General features: G+C 71.7%; 17 protein-coding genes. 11 read left to right on the plus strand and 6 right to left on the minus strand.

Translation table 11 applies throughout. The features are described 5' to 3' along the window. The first annotated feature begins 6 nt into the window (after nucleotides 1-6). The 4 genes from TU30_RS18260 to TU30_RS18275 all read left to right on the plus strand — a co-directional run bounded on the left by TU30_RS18260 (nucleotide 7) and on the right by TU30_RS18275 (nucleotide 4,682). Nucleotides 7-1,281, plus strand: a complete 1,275-nt coding sequence (locus TU30_RS18260) for an extracellular solute-binding protein (RefSeq protein ID WP_042171304.1) — start codon at nucleotides 7-9, stop codon at nucleotides 1,279-1,281. 90 nt (nucleotides 1,282-1,371) lie between these two features. Further along, a complete protein-coding gene (locus tag TU30_RS18265) occupies nucleotides 1,372-2,358 on the plus strand; it encodes a carbohydrate ABC transporter permease (RefSeq protein ID WP_042171306.1) in 987 nt (328 codons plus the stop codon). Next, the gene (locus TU30_RS18270) at nucleotides 2,355-3,185 is read left to right on the plus strand and encodes a carbohydrate ABC transporter permease (protein ID WP_042171308.1); all 831 of its coding nucleotides are present in this window, start codon (nucleotides 2,355-2,357) and stop codon (nucleotides 3,183-3,185) included. The genes TU30_RS18265 and TU30_RS18270 overlap by 4 nt, the downstream gene beginning before the upstream one ends. A 9-nt stretch (nucleotides 3,186-3,194) precedes the next feature. After that, nucleotides 3,195-4,682 carry a glycoside hydrolase family 3 protein gene (locus TU30_RS18275; RefSeq protein ID WP_042171310.1) on the plus strand — a complete coding sequence of 496 codons (1,488 nt, stop codon included), beginning with the start codon at nucleotides 3,195-3,197 and terminating at the stop codon, nucleotides 4,680-4,682. A 71-nt stretch (nucleotides 4,683-4,753) separates the two neighbouring features. Here TU30_RS18275 and TU30_RS18280 read toward each other — a convergent pair whose 3' ends face one another. The 4 genes from TU30_RS18280 to TU30_RS18295 all read right to left on the minus strand — a co-directional run bounded on the left by TU30_RS18280 (nucleotide 4,754) and on the right by TU30_RS18295 (nucleotide 8,403). Further along, nucleotides 4,754-5,128: a hypothetical protein gene (locus TU30_RS18280; RefSeq protein WP_042171312.1), complete on the minus strand. Its 375-nt coding sequence runs from the start codon at nucleotides 5,126-5,128 to the stop codon at nucleotides 4,754-4,756. A gap of 182 nt (nucleotides 5,129-5,310) precedes the next feature. Further along, nucleotides 5,311-6,330: a hemolysin family protein gene (locus TU30_RS18285; RefSeq protein ID WP_042171313.1), complete on the minus strand. Its 1,020-nt coding sequence runs from the start codon at nucleotides 6,328-6,330 to the stop codon at nucleotides 5,311-5,313. Further along, nucleotides 6,327-7,685 carry a hemolysin family protein gene (locus TU30_RS18290; protein ID WP_042171314.1) on the minus strand — a complete coding sequence of 453 codons (1,359 nt, stop codon included), beginning with the start codon at nucleotides 7,683-7,685 and terminating at the stop codon, nucleotides 6,327-6,329. Before TU30_RS18290 ends, TU30_RS18285 begins: the two co-directional genes overlap by 4 nt. 262 nt (nucleotides 7,686-7,947) lie before the next feature. Beyond that, entirely contained in the window at nucleotides 7,948-8,403 is a 456-nt protein-coding gene (locus tag TU30_RS18295; protein WP_042171315.1) for a tellurite resistance TerB family protein, read from the minus strand. A 201-nt stretch (nucleotides 8,404-8,604) separates the two neighbouring features. Here TU30_RS18295 and TU30_RS18300 point away from each other — a divergent pair, with 201 nt between their 5' ends. The 7 genes from TU30_RS18300 (at nucleotide 8,605) to TU30_RS18330 (ending at nucleotide 17,548) form a co-directional block, all read left to right on the plus strand. Beyond that, complete coding sequence (locus TU30_RS18300; RefSeq protein WP_042171316.1) at nucleotides 8,605-9,003, plus strand: cell division protein SepF; 399 nt, start codon at nucleotides 8,605-8,607, stop codon at nucleotides 9,001-9,003. A 109-nt stretch (nucleotides 9,004-9,112) separates the two neighbouring features. Continuing rightward, nucleotides 9,113-10,357 (plus strand): hypothetical protein, encoded by a 1,245-nt coding sequence (locus tag TU30_RS18305; RefSeq protein WP_042171317.1) that lies wholly within the window; start codon nucleotides 9,113-9,115, stop codon nucleotides 10,355-10,357. Between the two features lie 64 nt (nucleotides 10,358-10,421). Next, nucleotides 10,422-10,727, plus strand: a complete 306-nt coding sequence (locus TU30_RS18310) for a nucleotide pyrophosphohydrolase (protein WP_042171452.1) — start codon at nucleotides 10,422-10,424, stop codon at nucleotides 10,725-10,727. Nucleotides 10,728-10,932: 205 nt separating this feature from the next. Then, the gene (locus tag TU30_RS18315; RefSeq protein ID WP_042171318.1) at nucleotides 10,933-11,418 is read left to right on the plus strand and encodes a DUF6099 family protein; all 486 of its coding nucleotides are present in this window, start codon (nucleotides 10,933-10,935) and stop codon (nucleotides 11,416-11,418) included. A 403-nt stretch (nucleotides 11,419-11,821) separates the two neighbouring features. Next, complete coding sequence (locus tag TU30_RS18320) at nucleotides 11,822-12,745, plus strand: LLM class F420-dependent oxidoreductase (protein WP_042171319.1); 924 nt, start codon at nucleotides 11,822-11,824, stop codon at nucleotides 12,743-12,745. A gap of 382 nt (nucleotides 12,746-13,127) precedes the next feature. Next, on the plus strand, nucleotides 13,128-14,771 hold the full coding sequence (locus TU30_RS18325) for a multicopper oxidase family protein (protein WP_042171321.1): 1,644 nt from the start codon (nucleotides 13,128-13,130) through the stop codon (nucleotides 14,769-14,771). Between the two features lie 488 nt (nucleotides 14,772-15,259). Beyond that, nucleotides 15,260-17,548, plus strand: a complete 2,289-nt coding sequence (locus TU30_RS18330; protein WP_042171323.1) for an ATP-binding protein — start codon at nucleotides 15,260-15,262, stop codon at nucleotides 17,546-17,548. On the opposite strand, the gene TU30_RS18335 is transcribed toward TU30_RS18330, so the two are convergent. Both TU30_RS18335 and TU30_RS18340 read right to left on the minus strand, forming a co-directional pair. Beyond that, nucleotides 17,530-18,009, minus strand: coding sequence for a response regulator (locus tag TU30_RS18335; protein ID WP_042171325.1), 480 nt, complete (start codon nucleotides 18,007-18,009; stop codon nucleotides 17,530-17,532). The genes TU30_RS18330 and TU30_RS18335 overlap by 19 nt on opposite strands. Further along, entirely contained in the window at nucleotides 18,006-19,778 is a 1,773-nt protein-coding gene (locus tag TU30_RS18340) for a PP2C family protein-serine/threonine phosphatase (RefSeq protein ID WP_042171327.1), read from the minus strand. The genes TU30_RS18335 and TU30_RS18340 overlap by 4 nt, the downstream gene beginning before the upstream one ends. Nucleotides 19,779-19,803 lie beyond the last annotated feature (25 nt).

The raw sequence follows: 19,803 nt of genomic DNA on the forward strand, positions 1-19,803 counted from the left end.
TGGCGCGTGAAGCGCAAGCTGATAGCCGCGATCGGGGTCGCGGGCATGGTGTTCTCCGCCGCTGCGTGCGGGGGAGGCGACGGCGACGGGAAGAACACCGGGGCGGACGGCTTCGAGGGGCAGACGCTCACCGTGTGGGTGATGGACGGCTCCTCGCCCGGCGCGTGGCAGAAGGACCTCGCCAAGGAGTTCGAGACCAGGACCAAGGCGAAGGTCGCCTTCGAGGTGCAGCAGTGGAACGGCATCCAGCAGAAGCTGACCACCGCCCTGTCCGAGGAGAATCCGCCCGACGTCTTCGAGATCGGCAACACGCAGACCCCGGCGTACGCCAAGACCGGTGGCCTCGCCGACCTCACCGGTCTGAAGTCGGAGATCGGCGCGGACTGGACCGAGTCCCTCAACGAGTCGTCCGTCTTCGACGGCAAGCAGTACGCGGCGCCCTGGTACTTCGCCAACCGCGTGGTCCTCTACAACAAGAAGGTCTGGGCCGACGCGGGCATCGAGGACACGCCCAAGACCCGCGACGAGTTCTACGACGCGCTCAAGACGATCGGTGACAAGACCGACGCGGAGCCGATCTACCTGCCCGGCCAGAACTGGTACCACTTCGTCGGCCTGGTGATCGGTGAGGGCGGCGAACTCGTCAGGAAGGACGGCGACAAACACGTCTCCAACCTCGACGACCCGAAGGTCGCCGCCGCCATGGAGACGTACAAGAAGTTCCAGGCGCTGTCCAAGGCGCCCAAGGACAAGGACGAGGCCACCCCGCAGCAGGGTGAGGTCTTCGCCAAGGGCGACGTCGGCGCGTTCATCGGCATGGGCTGGGAAGCCGGCATCGCCATCGAGGCCAACCCCGAGATCGAGAAGGACATCGGCTACTTCACCATCCCGGGCACCGCGGCCGGGCAGCCCGAGGGTGTCTTCCTCGGCGGCTCCAACCTCGCCGTCGCCGCGGGCAGCGAGAAGCAGGAACTCGCCCAGGAGTTCCTGAAGCTGGCCCTCTCCGACAAGTACGAGGGACAACTGGCCAAGCTCAACGGCGTCATCCCCAACAAGGAGTCGCTGCAGAGCAACCTGAAGGGCAACGCACCCGCCGAGGCCGCCGCGCCGGCCGCCGCCGTCGGCGGCACCACCCCGCTGATCCCGGAGTGGGCCGCGGTCGAGAACGCACCCAACCCGATCAAGACGTACATGACGGCCGTCCTGAACGGCAAGTCCCCGGCCGAGGCCGCGAAGCAGGTCGAGGACGAGTTCAACAAGCGCCTGGCGCAGCAGCAGTAGAAGCGCGGGCGCTCCCACCGGAGCGGGGGCCGGCCGTACGGACGGCCCCCGCCCCCGGCGTTGAACAGGCCGAGAAGAGAGATCGCGAGCATGACCGTGCAGACCGAACGGCCGCCCTCCGGCCCGGCGGACGCCCGCAAGGCGGACCACGGGGGGACCGGCAGGCCCTCACCGAGAGCCGCGTCGCGTGCCGGCGCGCTCGCCCCGTACCTGCTGCTGCTGCCCGCCTGCGCGGCCACCGTGCTGCTGCTCGGCTGGCCGCTGCTGAAGGACGTCCTGCTGTCCTTCCAGAACCTCAACATGGGGCAGCTGATCCAGCACGTCACCGAGTGGAACGGGCTCGACAACTACAAGGAGACCCTCACCAGCGAGGACTTCTGGCGGGTCACCCTCCGCTCGGTCCTCTTCACGGCGGTCAACGTCGTCCTCGTCATGGTCCTGGGCACTCTGGTCGGCCTGCTGCTCGCCCGCCTCGGCAGGAAGATGCGGTTCACCCTGCTGATCGGCCTGGTGCTGGCCTGGGCCATGCCGATCGTGGCCGCCACCACCGTCTACCAGTGGCTGTTCGCCCAGCGCTTCGGCGTCGTCAACTGGGTCCTGGACAAACTCGGCTGGCACTCCATGGCCGACTACAGCTGGACCAGCAGCCAGATGTCGACGTTCTTCGTCGTCACCGTGCTGATCGTGTGGATGTCCATCCCGTTCGTCGCGATCAACCTCTACGCGGCGACCACGACCATCCCGGGCGAGCTCTACGAGGCCGCTTCCCTCGACGGCGCCGGCGCATGGCGGAGCTTCGCCACGGTCACCGTGCCGTTTCTGCGGCCGTTCCTCTACGCGACGACCTTCCTGGAGATCATCTGGGTGTTCAAGGCGTTCGTCCAGGTCTTCCTCTTCAACGGCGGAGGCCCCGACCGGCTCACCGAGATCCTGCCCGTTTACGCCTACGTCGAGGGCATGGGCAACCAGCACTACGGCATGGGCGCGGCGATCGCCGTCCTGACCATCCTGATCCTGCTCGGCCTGACCGCCTACCACCTCAGGATCGTGCTCAAGCAAGAGGAGGACGAGCTGTGAGACGCTCGCTCCTGGCCCGTCTGTGGCCCAATGTCACGGCCGTCGTCCTGTTCATCGGCTTCGTCTTTCCCGTGTACTGGATGTTCGCCACGGCCTTCAAGCCCACCGGCGACATCATCTCGGAGAACCCGGTCTGGTTCCCGACCGACGTCACCTTTCAGCACTTCAGGACCGCGACCGGCGTCGACCACTTCTGGACCTACGTCCGCAACTCGCTGACCGTCACCGTCCTGGCCGTCCTCTTCTCGCTGATCATCGCACTGGCAGGCTCCTTCGCCCTGGCGCGGATGCGGTTCAAGGGGCGGCGCGGCTTCGTCATCGGTTTCATGCTGGCCCAGATGGCGCCGTGGGAAGTCATGATCATCGCGATGTACATGATCGTGCGGGATGCGTCGATGCTGAACAGCCTCGTTCCGCTGACGCTCTTCTACATGATGATGATCCTCCCCTTCACCCTCCTGACGCTGCGCGGCTTCGTCGCCGCCGTGCCGAAGGAGCTGGAGGAGTCCGCGATGGTCGACGGCTGCACCCGCGCCCAGGCGTTCCGCCGGGTCATCCTGCCGCTCCTCGCGCCGGGCCTGATGTCCACATCGCTGTTCGGCTTCATCACCGCGTGGAACGAGTTCGCGCTGGTCCTGGTGCTCAACAAGGACGTCGAAGCACAGACCCTGCCCCTGTGGCTCTCCAGCTTCCAGACCCAGTTCGGCAACGACTGGGGCGCGACCATGGCCGCCTCGTCGCTCTTCGCCGTCCCCATCCTGATCCTCTTCGTCTTCCTGCAACGCAGGGCCGTCAGCGGCCTGACCGCGGGCGCAGTGAAGGGATAACGCCACCCGATGACGACATCCACCACCGGCACCCTCACCCGCGACGCCCTCGCCGTGCTCCAACCGGGCTTCGCCGGCACCACCGCGCCCGACTGGGTGCGCCGCCGGCTGTCCGAAGGGCTCGCCTCCGTCGCCCTCTTCGGACGCAACGTCGCCACCGCCGAGCAGGTCGCCGCCCTCACCGCCCAGTTGCGGGCCGAACGGGACGACCTCCTCGTCGCCATCGACGAGGAGAGCGGCGACGTCACCCGGCTCGAGGTCCGCACCGGATCCTCCTTCCCCGGCAACCACGCCCTCGGCGCCGTCGACGACACCGCTCTCACCCGCGGCGTCGCCCGCGAACTGGGCCGCCGGCTCGCCGAGTGCGGTGTCAACTTCAACTGGGCGCCCTCCGCCGACGTCAACGCCAACCCCGACAACCCGGTCATCGGCGTCCGCTCCTTCGGCAGCGAGACCGACCTGGTCGCCCGGCACACCGCCGCCTGGGTCGAGGGCCTGCAGTCCACCGGCGTCGCCGCCTGCACCAAGCACTTCCCCGGCCACGGCGACACCAGCGTCGACTCCCACCACGCCGTCCCGCACATCGACCTCGACACCACCACGCTCCACGAACGCGAACTCCAGCCGTTCCGGGCCGCGATCGAGGCCGGCACCCGCGCCGTCATGAGCGCCCACATCCGCGTCCCCGTCCTCGACCCGGACCGCCCCGCCACCCTCTCCCGCCGCATCCTCACCGACCTGCTGCGCGGCGAACTCGGCTACCAGGGCCTGATCGTCACCGACGGCATGGAGATGCGCGCCGTCTCCGGCACCTACGGCCTCGAACACGGGGTCGTCCTGGCCATCGCGGCCGGCGCCGACGCGATCTGCGTGGGCGGCGGGCTGTGCGACGAGGGCACGGTGCAGAGCCTGACGGACGCGCTCGTCGCCGCCGTCCGTTCGGGCGAACTCCCCGAGGAGCGGCTCGTCGACGCCGCCGCCCGGGTCCGCGCCCTGGCCGACTGGACCGCCGGGGCGCGGCGCTCCCCGGGCCCCGGGGACGGCCGCGAGCCGGAGATCGGGCTCACGGCGGCCCGCCGCGCGGTGACCGTCACCCGCACCGGGCCCGCCGCACCACCGGTCACCGGACCGGTGTACGTGGCGACCTTCCACCCCGCCGCCAACATCGCCGTCGGCGACGAGACCCCCTGGGGCGTCGGCCCGGAACTGGAGCGGCTGCTCCCGGGCACCGCCACCGGCTCCTTCACCGGCCCCGACGCCGGAGCGCGGGCGCTCGAGGCCGCGGCCGGCCGGCGCGTGGTCGCCGTGGTCCGCGACGAGCACCGGCACGCGTGGATGCGTACGGCCCTGGACACCCTGCTCGCGGCCGGGCCGGACACCGTGGTCGTGGAGATGGGCGTGCCGCAGTCCGCACCGCGTGGCGCGCTGTACGTCGCCACGCACGGGGCGGCGCGCGTGTGCGGGGTCGCGGCCGCCGAGGTGGTCGTCGCGGGCTGACCCGCGGGGAGGCTTCCGTCACGTGATCCCCCACCCGGGGGTTCACACAGTTCCCCGGGTGCTGCCGCGGTTCAGCGGTCGACGGACCACGCAGCACGAGGCGGCGGGGCACCCGTGGTCAGGATGTGCTGGACGACCTGGAGTGCCTTTGCCAGGGGCAGCGTGTCCTCGTCGGGATACTCGTCGTGTTGCCCGTTCGCCAGGACGAAGCCCTTGCCGGAGCCGCTCGCACCCGGATCCACCGCGTGTTCGCCGGGGTCGTCCTCGCCGTCCGGCAGTACGACCATGGCCCGCTCGGTGTTGCTGATGAAGGCCGGCGACCGGCCGGACGAACTGGTCAGCCATGCATCGAGTCGCCCGGCGCTGATCCGTTCCCGCAGCGCCTCGACCGCCGCTGCCGGTGAGGTCGGCCCGGTGCCGTCGCAGAGGGCCCAGGACTCGATCACGCGCTCGACCTTCTCACACCGGAGCGGGGCCTCGGGGCACGGCCCGAGACCTCCGGCATCGTCGCCGCGGGACTCCGTGAGCGGCCGGCCGGTTCACGGACTGACGACGGCCCCGGACGAAGGCCGGCCGGCCCGCAGCGCGCGGACCGGCCGGCCTTCGTCGTCCCCGTGGTGCCGGCGGGTCAGCCCCCGGCCGGCAGCATCAGCCGGGCCAGCAGGTCGTCCAGCGTGACCATGCCGGTCAGCCGGCCCGAGTCGTCCCGCACGACCGCCAGTGTGCCCCGGCGGCGGCGCAGCACGTCGATCGCGTCGGCGACCGTCGTGGTGTCCGTCAGTTCGGGCACCGGGCGGGCCAGCTCGCGGGCGCTCGTGGCCCGGCCCCGGGCGCGGGCGACCAGCACGTCCCGCGCGTGGACGGCGCCGAGGACGGTGCCGCCGTCACGGACGAGCAGCCGGGTCCGGTCGTACGCGGTGGCCACCCGCAGCACCTCGTCGACGCCCGCGTCACCCTGCACCGAGTCGATCTCCTCGGCCGGGATCCGCAGGGCACCGACCGGGGTGTCGGGCTCGGTCAGCGAACGGGTCAGCAGCTGCGAGTCCGTCTTGCTGATCAGGCCGAGCCGCTCCGACTCCACCACCAGGTGGGTGAGCTGCTCACGGTCGTGGACCGACGCCAGCTCGTCGCGCGGGCTCACCCGGCACATCCGTACCAGCGCGTTGCTCACCACGTTCAGCACGTGGATCAGCGGCCGGACGACCTTCACCACCGCCCGGAACGACGGGGCGAGCAGCATCGCGGAACGCTCCGGGTGGGCGATCGCCCACGACTTGGGCGCCATCTCGCCCACCACCATGTGCAGGAACACCACCAGCATCATCGCGACGGCGAACGCCACCCCGTAGCTGACCGCGCTGGGCAGACCCAGGGCGTGCAGCAGCGGGTCCAGCTCGTGCGAGATCGCGGGCTTGGACACCGAGCCCAGGCCCAGCGTGCACACCGTGATGCCCAGCTGGGCACCGGCCAGCATGAGCGACAGCTCGCGCATGCCGGCCAGCGCGGCACCGGCGCCGCGCCGCCCCTCGGACGCCGCCTTCTCCATGCGGTGCCGTTTGGCGGCGACCAGCGCGAACTCGGCCGCCACGAAGAACCCGCTGCCGACCAGCAGCAGCACGGTCACGAAGAGAGCCATCGGGAAACTCATGCGGGCTCCTCCGTCTTCTCCAGGTCGTCCTGCACCGGCGGCGCGATCCGGGTGACCCGCACCCGCTCGGCGACATGCCGGTCCAGGGTGCGTACGTCGATCACCGCGCGGCCGTCCCCGGGCAGCTCGACGGTGACCCGGTCACCCACGGTGGGGAAACGGCCCAGCCGGTCCACCACCAGGCCGGCCACCGTCTCGTAGTCGTCCCCCTCGGGCAGCTGGACGCCGGTGGCCCCGGCCACCTCGTCCAGCCGGCGGCCCGCGTCCACGAGCCAGCCGTCGCCGTCGGCGACCGCCAGTTCGGAGACCTTGTCGGACTCGTCGGCGATGTCACCGACCAGTTCCTCGGCGATGTCCTCGTAGGTGACGATGCCGGCCACACCGCCGTGCTCGTCGAGGACGACCGCGAACTCGTCCTCCTGCTCGCGCATCCGTGCGACCGCGTCCGGCAGCGGAAGCGTGTCCGGCAGCAGCAGGGGTTGCCTGGCCATCCGGCCGGCGGTGAGACCGGCCATCCGGTCGGCGGGCACCGCCATCAGTTCGCGCACGCCCAGTACCCCCGCGACGTCGTCGGGGTGATCGCCGAGCACGGGGTAGTTGGAGTGGCCGTGTGCCGCGATCAGACCGACCGCCTCGCCGGCGCTCGCCTCCCCGCGGACGAAGACGGCGTCCGCGCGCGGCACCATCACCGCGTGCAGGGTCCGCTCGGAGAACTCCAGCGCGTGGTCCAGCAGGGTGGCTCTGTCCTCGGGCAGCGTCCCGTTCTCGTGGGACTCGCCGATCAGATGACCGAGCTCCTCCAGCGTGGCACCGTGGTGCAGCTCCTCGACCGGCTCGATGCCGATGCGGCGCAGCAGGTGGGACGCGGCGTTGTCGAAGATCCGCACCAGCGGTCCGACGACCTTCAGGTACGCCAGGGTCGAGCCGGCCAGCGCCTTCGCCAGCCGTTCGGGCACCGCGATGGCGAGGTTCTTCGGGGCCAGCTCACCGAGCACCATCTGGACGATCGTGGCCAGCACGAACGCGAGCACCACCGAGGTGCCGCTCACGGCCGCGTCCGGCAGTCCGAGGCCGGACAGCGCCGGTCTGAGCAGCGCGGACACCGACGGCTCGGCGATGAAACCGACGACCAGACCGGTCACGGTGATGCCGAGCTGGGCGCCCGACAGCATGAAGGACAGCCGCTCCAGCACCTTCAGCGCGCGGGCGGCCCTGCGGTCCCCGGCCTCGGCCTCACGCGCGAGCGCGAGCCGGTCCACAGAGACGTAGGCGAACTCCTGGGCCACGAAGTAACCGGTGCCGGCGGTGAGCACGAACACGGCGAGCAGGCCCAGGAAGGCCTCTACGGCACTCATCGAACACCACCCCGCCGGGTGCCGGTCTCAACAGGTGCGTGACGGGATGGTCGGGGACTGTGCCCCGGGGGGTCCGTCGATCTGGCGGACACGTGCATGACTCCTCGTGGATGTACCGGGTGGCCGGTGCGCCGGCCGGCCGGACTGGATCTGTCTGCGATCCAACGATTCGGACAGGGGACATGTTCCCGGACCGGGCCGGACCGCACCCCTGCGGGTGCGGTCCGGCCCGCGGCTCGGCGGTGCGGTGCGCCGGTGCGTCTCAGAGGTCGAACTCGTGCGGCGGCAGCCCCAGGGCGAAACACGCCTCCCGGACGACCGCCTGCTCGTTCTGGTCGAAGTCGCCGTCCGCTCCGCCGATCACGATGCCGATCTGGATCACGGCCCGTGCCTCGGCAGGCTTCTTCTTCGCCTTGGCGATCTCCTGCAACACGCTCACCTTGCCGAAGGCGAAGTCCGCGACCAGCCTGTCGAGGTTCTCCTCGAAGCGGCGGCGCAGATCGTCCGCGGGAAAGTTCCGCAGGACGTCGTTGGTGGAGATGAGCTGGGCCACCCGCTGCCGCTCGGAGGGGTCGACGGACCCGTCGGCGGCGGCGACCAGGGCGCACATGGCCATGCTCGCGTCACGGAAGGCGCCGCTCCTGAGATCGTTCTTCTTCGTTTCGAGCTGGGTCTGCATCTGCGACGCGGACTCCTTGATGCGGTCCCACAGGGCCATGCGTACTCCAGGTGTTCGGATCGGGTGCGCGTGTGCACAACCAGTATCTACAGCAGCGTAGAAGTTAGCGGACCCGGCCCCGGGGCAGAAGTGCCGGACTCGGGCGTTCCGAGTTGGCGGAGGGTGTCGCTGTTGGGCCGAACGGGTGACCATGCGTAAGAATTGCCCGATGCAGACAGTCAGCACCACCCAGGACGGAGCATGCCGGTGAACAGCCACGATGTCACCGACGAACAGTGGGAAGGACTCGCCCAGGTCGTTCCGCTGCGGGGCCACGACGCCTGGCCGTCCTCGGTGGGCCACCGTTCCGTCCCCGAGGCCGAGGCCGAGGCGCGACGCCGCCTCGTGGTCCTGAGGGTGAACGTGTTCGCGGACGCCCGCGACGTCGCGGAGACGCTGATGTCCGGGATACCGGTCCTCCTCGACCTCACCAGTGCGGAGGGCGACGTCGCCAAGCGGATACTGGACTTCAGCACCGGTGTCGTCTTCGGCCTGGGCAGCGGCATGCACCGCGTCGACCGCAACGTCTTCCTGCTGACCCCGGCCGACACCGAAGTGACCGGTCTGATGCAGGGGATGGGGATCCCCGGGAACGGTTAGCCGGGCCGGCACGGGGGAGTGAACGGGCGGGACGGGCGTTTCGCCCGATCGTGGGAAGCGCGCACAAGCGGAACGGTTCACCCCGCTCCGGAGCTCTAGCGTCCCGCACATGACCCTGCCTCACCGGTCGCCGCCGGCCCTGTCCTCCCCGTCTCCCGCCTCCCTGTTCTCCCCCCTGCCCGGTGTCCCGTCCCCCGGAGCCTCCTCCGGGGAGGGAGGCGCCCGGGGGCGCCGGTGCCCCGACCGGCCGCACATCACCGAGCTGCTGCTGTCCGCCTTCGCCGGGCACCGCAACACCGGGCTTCCGCTCGGGCCCCTCACCCTGCTGGCCGGGGCCAGCGGCAGCGGCAAGACCAGCGCCCTGCGGGCCTACGAGGCACTCGCCCGGCTCGGTGGCGGGGCCGAGCTCGGCGAGGCGTTCCCCGCACCGGACGCGTGCGTGCCGGAACGGGCCCGCGCCGACGCACAGGGCCGCCGGGGTTTCCGCATCGGCTGCACCGCCGACGGCCCCGAGGGTCCGGTCCGGCTCGAGGTCGCCGTGCAGGCCGAACCCACGCTGCGGATCGCGGGGGAGCGGCTGACGGCGGACGGGACGGTCCTGCTGGAGTCCGCGCTGCGCGACCCCCGGGGCCGCACCGTGCAAGCCGCGTGGCACACTGCCGGGACCGCCCCGGTCACCCGCGGTCCGCTGCCCGACGACCGGCTGGGCACCGCGCTGCTGCCACTGCGCGTCGCAGGCCGGACGCCCGGCGAGCGCAGGGTGCTGGCCGCCGCCGAGCAGATGGTGGTCGCCCTGCGCTCGGTCTTCGCCTGCGACCCCCGGCCCGACGGCATGCGCGACGCCGTGCCGACCGGCACCGGGCGGCTGCTCGGCGACTGTGGCAACGTCGCCGACGTGCTGTGGCGCACCCACACCGAGTGCGCGATCCGGTACGGGCTCCTGGTGTCCGCCGTACGCGCCGGATGCGCCGGGCCGGTCACCGGCCTGCTCGCCGAGCCGTGCGGCGACGGCCTGGTCCGCGCCCTGCTCGACCGGGGCGACGGAACCCGTACCGCGCTCGGACGCCTGGGCGAGGGCGAGCTGCGGTACGTCGCGCTCGCGCTGGTGCTGCTCACGGGGCCCGGCGTGCTGGAGGTCGACGCGTCCGGCGAGGTCCCGGCCGCGCTGCAGACCCTCACCGTGCTCGCCGACGGGCTCGACCGGGGCATGGACCCGCTCCAGCGCGCGGAACTGCTGCGGCTGGCGGCGCGGATGTGCGAGCGGGGGCACATCCGGCTGGTCGGGGCGGTGAGTGACGCGTCCTGGGCCGCGGGAGTGGACGGCGTGACGGTGGTACACCTGAACCGTGACTGACACGCCCGACCCGACGCGCCCCACCGCCCCGGCCGCCCCCGCCGCCCCGCTCGCCCCGCTCGACGTGGCCGGACTCCAGCGCAGACTCGCCGAGTTCGCCGCGGCACGGAACTGGCAGTCCTACCACACCCCGAAGAACCTCGTCACCGCGCTCAGTGTGGAGGCCTCCGAACTGGTGGAGATCTTCCAGTGGCTGACGCCGGAGGAGTCGGCCCGCGTCATGGACGACCCGGACACCGCACACCGCGTCGGCGACGAGGTGGCCGATGTGCTCGCGTACCTCCTCCAGTTGTGCGAGGTGCTCGGCGTCGACCCCCTGGCCGCCCTGAGCGCCAAGATCGACCGCAACGAGCACCGCTTTCCGGTCTGAACGGGGTGCTCCGCGGAGCGCCCCTCCCCGGAGTGGACTTCTCCGTCATCACTCTCCGTATTCAACATGCCGACCGTTTTCGAATTGTTGTCCCCAGATCTCCGCCTTCTGTTCGATGTTCTGTCTCAAACTGTCTCACTCTGGGTAGTGAACAGGGGAGTTGGGCGGACGCGCGGGCAGCGCGTCGGACAGACAGGGGCGGCGCATGGACGCTGTGCGGCTCATAGGGACGAGCAGACGGGCCCTCACCACTGCCGGCGGTATGCCGGAGCTCTCGGCGGAGGTGTGGCAGGCGCAGGCACTCGCGCAGGCGGTAGGCAGCCGCCTCGCGGTCGCCGGCCCGCCCGAACTGCGCGGCGAGGCACTGGGCCTGACCGAGCTGGCGGGACGCGGCTGCGGGGTGCTGGACACCCCGCGGCTCGGTCCGGGCGAGTCGCGCGCCGCCCTGCTCACCGAGCTGGGCGACGCCCGGCAGGCCCTGCTGCACCTGGGCGGACTTCTCGGCGAGGTCGGCATCGCGCTGGTCGGCATGGCCTCCTCGGCGGTCGACGAGTCCTCGTACTGGCAGTGCGTGGAGGCCATCGACGCGGCGGACGAGTCCCGCGACCGCGTGCTGGAGATGCTCCGCAAACTGGCGGACCGGGACCAGGCCCTCGCCGAACAGGAGGCCGGTCGGGGCCGGCTGCCGTGACCGCGCAGGTTCACCGGGTGGGCGGTCGTGGCGGCCGGAGGTGCGGTGACGTCCGTTCGACCGCTGGAGGCGCGGTGGCCGGGCCCGGGCGAAGCGGCGCAGACCCGACCGCCTGCCGTCGGCCTGCTGCCGCCCCCACGGCGTCACCTGCTTGCACGGCGGCTGCTCCCCGGAAGCGGCCCCGCCGGCGGTGCGGCCGTGGTGGACGCGGACGGCACCGAGGTGGCTGCTACGGCCCTCCCGCGACCACCCGCACGCGGCGCAACGGACGTCCCCGCCCGTCCCGCCGTCCCCCGTTCCGGCCGCCGGCCCGGCGAACCTTCCCGGCCGGAGCGCCGGGCGCGACACGGGGGGGCGAAGGGCCGGCCGGACCGTACCGGGTCCGAGCAGGCAGGATGGAGGCATGGATCTCCGTATCTTCACCGAGCCCCAGCAGGGGGCCACCTACGACACCTTGCTCACCGTCGCCAAGGCCACCGAGGAACTCGGCTTCGACGCCTTCTTCCGCTCCGACCACTACCTCAAGATGGGCTCCGGGGACGGCCTGCCCGGCCCCACCGACGCCTGGATCACCCTCGCCGGCCTCGCCCGCGAGACCAAGCGCATCCGGCTCGGCACCCTGATGACCGCCGGCACCTTCCGGCTCCCCGGCGTCCTCGCCATCCAGGTCGCCCAGGTGGACCAGATGTCCGGCGGCCGTGTCGAACTCGGCCTGGGGTCCGGCTGGTTCGAGGAAGAGCACAAGGCGTACGGCATCCCCTTCCCGAAGGAGAAGATGGCCCGCCTGGAGGAACAGCTGGAGATCGTCATCGGCCTGTGGGCGACCGGGACCGGCCAGACCTACGACTTCCACGGCACGTACTACGACCTCACGCGGTCACCGGCGCTCCCCAAGCCGGCCCAGCCCAAGGTCCCGGTGCTCATCGGCGGCCACGGCGCCGTCCGCACGCCCCGGCTGGCCGCGCGGTACGCCGACGAGTTCAACATGCCGTTCGCCTCCGTCGAGGACAGCGAGCGCCAGTTCGGCCGGGTGCGCGCCGCCGCCCAGGAGGCAGGCCGCGACCCCGGCGCCCTCGTGTACTCCAACGCGCTGGTCGCCTGCGTCGGCAAGGACGAGCAGGAGATCGCCCGCCGCGCCGCCGCGATCGGCCGCGAGCCCGACGAACTGCGCGCCAACGGGCTCGCGGGCACCCCCGCCGAGGTCGTCGACAAGATCGGCCGCTACGCCGAGGCCGGCGCCCGGCGCATCTACCTCCAGATCCTCGACCTGTCCGACCTCGACCACCTGGAACTCATCTCCTCCCAGGTCCAGTCCCAGCTGGGCTAGCCTCTCCGGCCGTGCGGGCGGACCGCCCGCACGGTCAGGCCGACCCCGCAGGCCTGCACGCACCCCCGCACTCCCGGCGGGCCCGGGGCCCCGGAGAAGCAGCGGCCCGGGGCCGCCCGGCACATTCGGCAGAGGCTCTTCCCGGCGGCGGCCGACCGCACCGTCGGCATCCCGTCGGCATCCCGTGGGCGCCCCGGGCCCGGCGCTGCGGCCTCACTGCGGCAGCCCCGGACCGCTCCGGGAACCGGGCGGACGGCCGAGACGGAGCACACGATTCCTCCCGCGGGGTTCTGGCGGGGTCTCCTCGAGCGGCGTGGGTGAATCACGGGACGCGCCGATCTAATTACCGCATATATGACTATAAGACATGTGTTATTCAGTCATGCACTCACATACGCGGCGCACCCTGCTCGGTGCCTCGATCGCGGCCGTCGGCTCCGGAGCCCTGGCCGCCTGTTCCGGGTCGGGCTCGCACTCCGGGCCCGGCCCTCACTCCGCGTCCGGTCCGCCCTCCGCAACCGGCACCCCCGCGGCGGCGGGCGGGGCCCCCGGCCACCGCGGCGAGGGTTTCGTTCCCAAGGGGCCCACGGGGTACGTGAACCCGTCCGATCCCGAGGTCGTCGCTGCCGAGAGGGAACGCGGGTCCGGTCCCCTGCGCACGGTCGTGCTGACCGCCTCCGAGACGTCCCTCGACCTGGGCGGGCAGACCGTTGACTCATGGGCGTACGGTGACATGCTGCCCGGCAGGGAGGTCCGGGTCACCGCGGGTGACATCCTCAACCTCAGGCTCGTCAACCACCTGCCCGTGACGACGACGCTGCACTCGCACGGTATCCGTCTGCGCTGCGACATGGACGGAGTACCGGGCCTGACCCAGTCCTCCGTCGAGCCCGGCGCGGACTTCACCTACCGCTTCGCCGTGCCGCACCCGGGTACGTACTGGGTGCATTCGCACTCGGGAATGCAACTCGACCGCGGCCTGTACGCCCCGCTGATCGTCGAGGACCCCAAGGAGCCCTTGTGCTACGACAAGGAGTGGGTCGTCGTCCTGGACGACTGGGTGGACGGCGTGGACGGCTCCACTCCGGACGGCGTGCTCGCGCAGTTGCACCAGGGCAGGAGCATCCCGATGGACATGGGCGAGAGCGCCGCACACGACTCGATGCTCGCCCCCGCCAAGCCCGCCGGCCCCTCCCGCGTCCTGCACAAGGGGCACAGCCGCGTGCTGGACAGCGCGGGCGGTCACGTCGACTACCCGCACTATCTGATCAACGGCCGTCTCCCGAAAGCCGCTTCGGTCTTCCGGGCCTGCCCCGGGGAGCGGATCCGGTTGCGGATCATCAACGCCGGGGGCGACACGGCTTTCCGGGTGGCACTCGGCGGCCACGAGATGACCGTGACGCACACGGACGGCTACCCGGTCGAGCACACGCGCACGGACGCACTGCTGCTGGGCATGGCCGAACGCTACGACGTGCTCGTCACCGCCAAGGACGGGGTGTTCCCGCTGGTCGCGCTCGCCGAAGGCAAGAACGCGAGGGCCCTGGCGGTCCTGCGCACCGGCAGCGGGAGCTTCCCCGGATGCTCCGCGCACCCGAAGGAGCTCGACGGCCGGATCGTGCCGGCCGGCCGGCTGGTGCCGGACGAGTCCGTCGCCCTCTGCGACCGCACCCCGGACCGCGAGCTGAGCTTCAGACTGACCGGCAGCATGAGGCAGTTCGACTGGAGACTCGACGGCCGGACCTACTCCGTCGAACAACGCCACCCCGTCCGGGAGGGAGAACGGGTCCGCCTGACCTTCACCAACGCCACCGACATGTGGCACCCCATGCATCTGCACGGCCACACCTTCGCCCTCACCGGCGCCCGCGCGGCCGGAGCGCGCAAGGACACCGCCCTGGTACTGCCGCACCGCAAACTCGTCGTCGACTTCAACGCCGACAACCCGGGCCTGTGGATGCTGCACTGCCACAACCAGTACCACTCCGAATCCGGCATGATGACCATCCTCGGCTACCGGAAGTGACGACGGCATCGGCTGCCCCGCCGGCTGCGGGGCCCCGGGACCGCGCAGACGCACCTGTGGCGGAACGTCCGCGGTACGGGCCCCGCACAGGCGAGCGGTGGCGTCGGTGATCCGCACCGTCGATCGGAGTCCGTCCCGCACGGTTGTCTCTCCGGTCCACGGACCGGTCGTGGACCGGGAGGGACGCCCCTCCCTGACGCATACGGCCGGGCCCATGGCTCGCCCCGCCAGGCGTGGGCGAGCCCCACGGCCGGGGCTGCGGCCAGGGGACCCGACCGCGGTGGGTGGCCGGCGCCGATCGGCAGGGGAGCTCCACCCCCACCCCCGGCCCCGGACCCGGCTTGTGCGGCCGGACCTCGGGACCGGCCGCGGCCGGAAGCGACGACACACGCCCGCAGCGGCCCCCGGCCCCGGTGCGCCACCGGAGGACCCCGGCGGACCGGGCAGCCGACCGGACCGGATCGAGAACACGTCACGTGGGAGAAGAGATGCCCCTTCCGGACCCCGGGCGGGAGGCCGAAGCCGCGGCGGCCATCGGCTTCGACCTCGACGCATGCCTCCAGGAGCCCATTCACCTGCTCGGCCGGATCCAGTCCCACGGCACTCTGCTGGCGGTGGAGGCCGATACCGGCACCGTGGACACCGCGGCCCTGAACACCGGCGGCCTGCTGGGAATCGCGGCCGAGGAGCTGGTCGGGGGACCCGTCACGCGGGTGCTGTCCCCCCGGGACTGGGCCCAGGCCCTGGAGGTCGGCGCTCAGCACGAGGCGGCAAGCCTGGTTCTCCCCGTCTCCCTCGACGTGGCAGGCGCCCCCAGGACGTTCGACGTGACCGCCCACCGGCAGGGGCCCTTCGTCATCCTGGAGTGCGAGCCCCGCACCGTCGCGTTGTCGCATTTCGCGCCCTACTACCAGGGCGTCCGGCGGGCCCTGACCCGGCTCCGGTCGGCGACGACGGTAGCCGAGTGCTGCCAGGCGGCCACCCACGAGGTCCAGGCGCTGACCGGCTTCGACCGGGTGGTCGCCTACCGCTTCGAGGACGAGGACGGGCCCGGAGAGGTGGTCGCGGAGGTGCTCACCGACGGCCACGAGCCCTGGCTGGGGCTCTGGTTCCCCGCCAGTGACATCCCGCCCCAGGCGAGGCGGCTCTACCGCGACAACTGGATCCGGGTGATCGCCGACGTGGACGACACCAGTGTGGGCCTGCACCCCCCGCGGCGGGCCGGCTCCGACCTGCCGCTGGACCTGTCGAACTCCGTACTGCGCACCGTGTCCGACTTTCATCTGGAGTACCTGCGGAACCTCGGTGTGAAGTCGTCGATGTCGGTGAGTGTCCTTCGCGAGGGCAGGCTCTGGGGGCTGATCGCCTGTCACGGCGACGCCGCCGCCACGATTCCCCCGGAACTGCGGGCGGCGTGCGAGTTCTTCGGCGTCGCCTTCTCGCTGCAACTCGCGGTCGTCGAGGAACGGGAGCAGGCCGAGGCGCTCCGCACCTCCCGTGAGCGCCTCGACCGGATCACCTCCCGGCTCACGTCCGATCCGGAGCACTCGCTCCTGGCAGGCGACGAAGCGCTCAGAACGCTGCTGGACGCCGATGGCGCGGCGCTCTGCCGCGGCGGCCGCAGCACCACCAGCGGGATGAGCGTGGCGCCCGCTCTGCTGGAGACCCTCCGGACACGCGCGGCGGGGTCGTCACCGGGCACCGTCTGGAGCACGGACCGCCTGTCCGAGGAAGCCGACCAGCCCGGCGGCGACATGACGGAGGGCGGTCCGGCGGGGGTCCTGATGGTGACGCTGAGCCGCGCGGGTGACTTCCTCGCCTGGTTCCGCAAGGCCCGCCCCGCCGCCCGCCAGTGGGCCACAGACCCTTCCCGCCCCGTCCTGGTCGGCCCGCGGGGCGAACGGCTCACCCCGCGCGGGTCGGGTGCGGTCTTCCGCGCGGCGGTACACGGACAGAGCCTGCCCTGGACGCCGGCCGACCGCGCCACCGCGCTGGAGCTCTGGCGCACGCTGACCGGTCTCGTCCTGCGCCACGAGGCCGAGCTGGCCTCGCTCAACGAACAGCTGCGCATCACCAACGCCGACCTCGACTCGTTCGCCCACGTGGCGGCCCACGACCTCAAGGAACCCCTGCGAGGCATCTCCAACGCCGTGACCTTCGTCATCGAGGACGCCGCGGCGGACCTCGACGCGACGACCGTCCGACGGCTTCTCACCATGCGGCGACTGGCCGGCCGGATGGACGACCTGCTCGACTCGTTGATGCACTTCGCCCGGCTGGGCCGAGGCGGGCTGCACCTGACCCGTGTCCCACTGGGCCAGGTGCTGGACTCCGCACTCGACGTGGCCGGGGAACGTCTGGCCGAGGCCCACGTGCGGGTCGTCAGAGGAGACCTGCCCGAGGTGTACGCCGATGAGCACCGGCTCCACGAGGTCCTGGTCAACCTCCTGGTGAACGCCGCCAAGTACGCCGCCGATCAAGGAGACCGCACGGTCGAGGTCCTGGTCGACACACTCCGCCCGCCGGCGGGCGGGACCCCCCGGCAGGCCGTCGTGGTCCGCGACAACGGCATCGGTATCCCGGCCGACCAGCAGGGTGAGGTGTTCGAGCTGTTCCACAGACTGCACGGGCCGGACGAGCGCGGCGGAGGCGCCGGCGTGGGGCTCGCCATCGTCAAACGGATCGTCGAACGGCACGGCGGCGAGCTGTGGCTCGAAAGCGAACCCGGCCGCGGGTCCAGCTTCTGCTTCACGCTGGGTCAGGAAGGCGGCGACTGAGCGGAAGGACCCTCGCCCTCGCCCTCGCCCTCGCCCTTCGCCCTTCTCTGCCAGTAGTCCACGGCCCCCTTCAGAACGGTGCGGAAGAGCTCGAAGTTGATCGGCTTGTAGATGTAGCTGTCGGCCCCTGCCGCGTAGGTCGCGTCGACCTCGTCCGGCGCGGTGGACGAGGTGAAGACGACCACGGTCACGTCGTCCAGTTCGGGCATGGAGCGGATCGACCGGAGCACCGCGACCCCACCGAGACCGGGCATGTTCAGATCCAGGAGGACGAGCCCCGGTCGCCGGGCGGCTTCCAGCAACCGCTCGGCGACTCCGGCTCCCCTGTCCGTGAACAGCAGCGTCAGATCCGGATGGGTGCGACCGAGCGCCCGCCGGATCGCCTCGGCGTCCTCCGCCGAGTCCTCGACCACCCAGACGAGATCGTGATCGATCCCCGGATCCCCGGCCGGCCCGCTCACGCGGCCGTCTCCGCCTGTGCGACGAGCACGGCGATGTCGTCCGCACCCGTGGCCCGGAACTCCACGACAGCCGCCGCCAGCCGTTCGGCGAACCCTTGGGCCTCACCGGATCCCTGCCGGGTCACCGCGTCCCGCAGGCAGGATTCGAAGAACGTTCCGTCAGCCGCTCTCGCCTCGGTCACCCCGTCGGTGAACAGCACCAGCGCGCCACCCGGCGCCACGTGCGCCGACCCGGATCCGTACTCGGTCTCCTCCAGCACACCCAGCAGATCGCCGTGGGCGGAGAGCTCCTCCAAGGCGCCGTCCTCGCGCCGCACCAGAGGCGCCGGATGCCCGGCATTCCAATACCGCAGGTGGAATCCCTTTCCGTCCGGCACCAGCACCGCCACGAGCGCTGTCACGAAGCGGGACGTGCCCTCCCTGACCAGGGCCTGGTTCAGCCGTCCCAGCGCGTGCTCGGGCGTGCTGCCGTCCTCGAGCAGGGTGCGCAGGGTGTGGCGGGCCAGACCGGTGAGTCCCGCGGCCTCCGCCCCGCGTCCGCAGACGTCACCGATGAGGAGCGTCACACCGCCCCGCGGCCCCGGGACGGCGTCGTAGAAGTCACCACCCACGTCGAGCGAGACGTCGCCCACTTCGTATGCCGAGCTCAGGACGAGCCCCGGGATCCGCGGCAGTTCTCTCGGCAGCAGATGCCGCTGGAGGAAGACCACGTGCCGGCGCCGCTGTTCGTACAGGGTGCTGGTGTCGATGGCCAACGCGGCCCGGTCGGCGAGATCGGCGAGGAACCGCGAGGGCACCTCGGTGATGTTCGCGCGGTGGTACAGGAAGGTCAGCGTGCCCAGGGCCCGCCCCCGGGCCTTGAGCGGGTTCACACTGAGCGCACGCACGGCCCGCCCCGCCCCGGACGAGGCGGGGCCGAAGGGCCCGCCTTCCAGCTCGTCGCCCTGCAGCACCAGCCCCTGCCCGCGGTCGACGACCTGCTGCAGTACGTCGGTGAGCCAGCGGTCCTCGGCCGCGACCGCACCGAGCCACTGCTGCTCGCCCGCGTCCATGTGCGAGTAGGCCACGGCGGTCAGTCCGTCGGAAGGACGCAGATGCAGGACGCACCCCTCGGCGACAGCGGGAACAGCCGTCCGAGCCACCCGTTGCACGGTCCTCTCCACATCGAGGCTCGAGCCCATCTGCAGCGACGCCTCCGCCAGGAAGGCGTCACTCACCCCGCGCAGCTCGTCCTCGCGCCGCGCCATGATGCGCTGGTCGGAGACCATGGTGACCTCGGCCACCTGCTTCAACCGGGCCCGCAGCGTCACGTCGACCGCGTCCCCGCCCGCGGTGCCGACCATGAACGACGCCCAGCCGCCCTGCCCCAGCGGTACGGCACACTCGGCCACGCTCCGGGCGCCCGCCGCCGCCAGGGCCTGGACGTGGGGCATGGCGCCGTCGAGCCCCGACACCTCGTGGACCGTGACGGTCGGTTGGCCGACCGGAGCCCCGGCCGCGGCAGCTTCACCGAAATTCTGTTCGAATTCAATGAACGACGGCGTCGGCTCCGCCAGGGTGGCACTGCGCAGATAGTGCAGCAGCCCCCCGCTCCAGCGGGTACCCACGACGGCCAGTACACCGGGCGTGCGGAGCAGCATGTCGTAGAGGAAAACCTCCAGCCCTCTCACGTCCTGCGCCGTGTCGGCGGCACGCCAGAGCTCATGCAGCCGGCCGGACCACCATCCGTCGTCCGCCTGAGGGGAAGCTCTGCCCTCGTGCTGCTCCACCGCTGGTCCGCCGTTCCTGTCGCCG

This window comes from Streptomyces sp. NBRC 110035 (genome assembly GCF_000829695.1).
Lineage (GTDB): Bacteria > Actinomycetota > Actinomycetes > Streptomycetales > Streptomycetaceae > Streptomyces.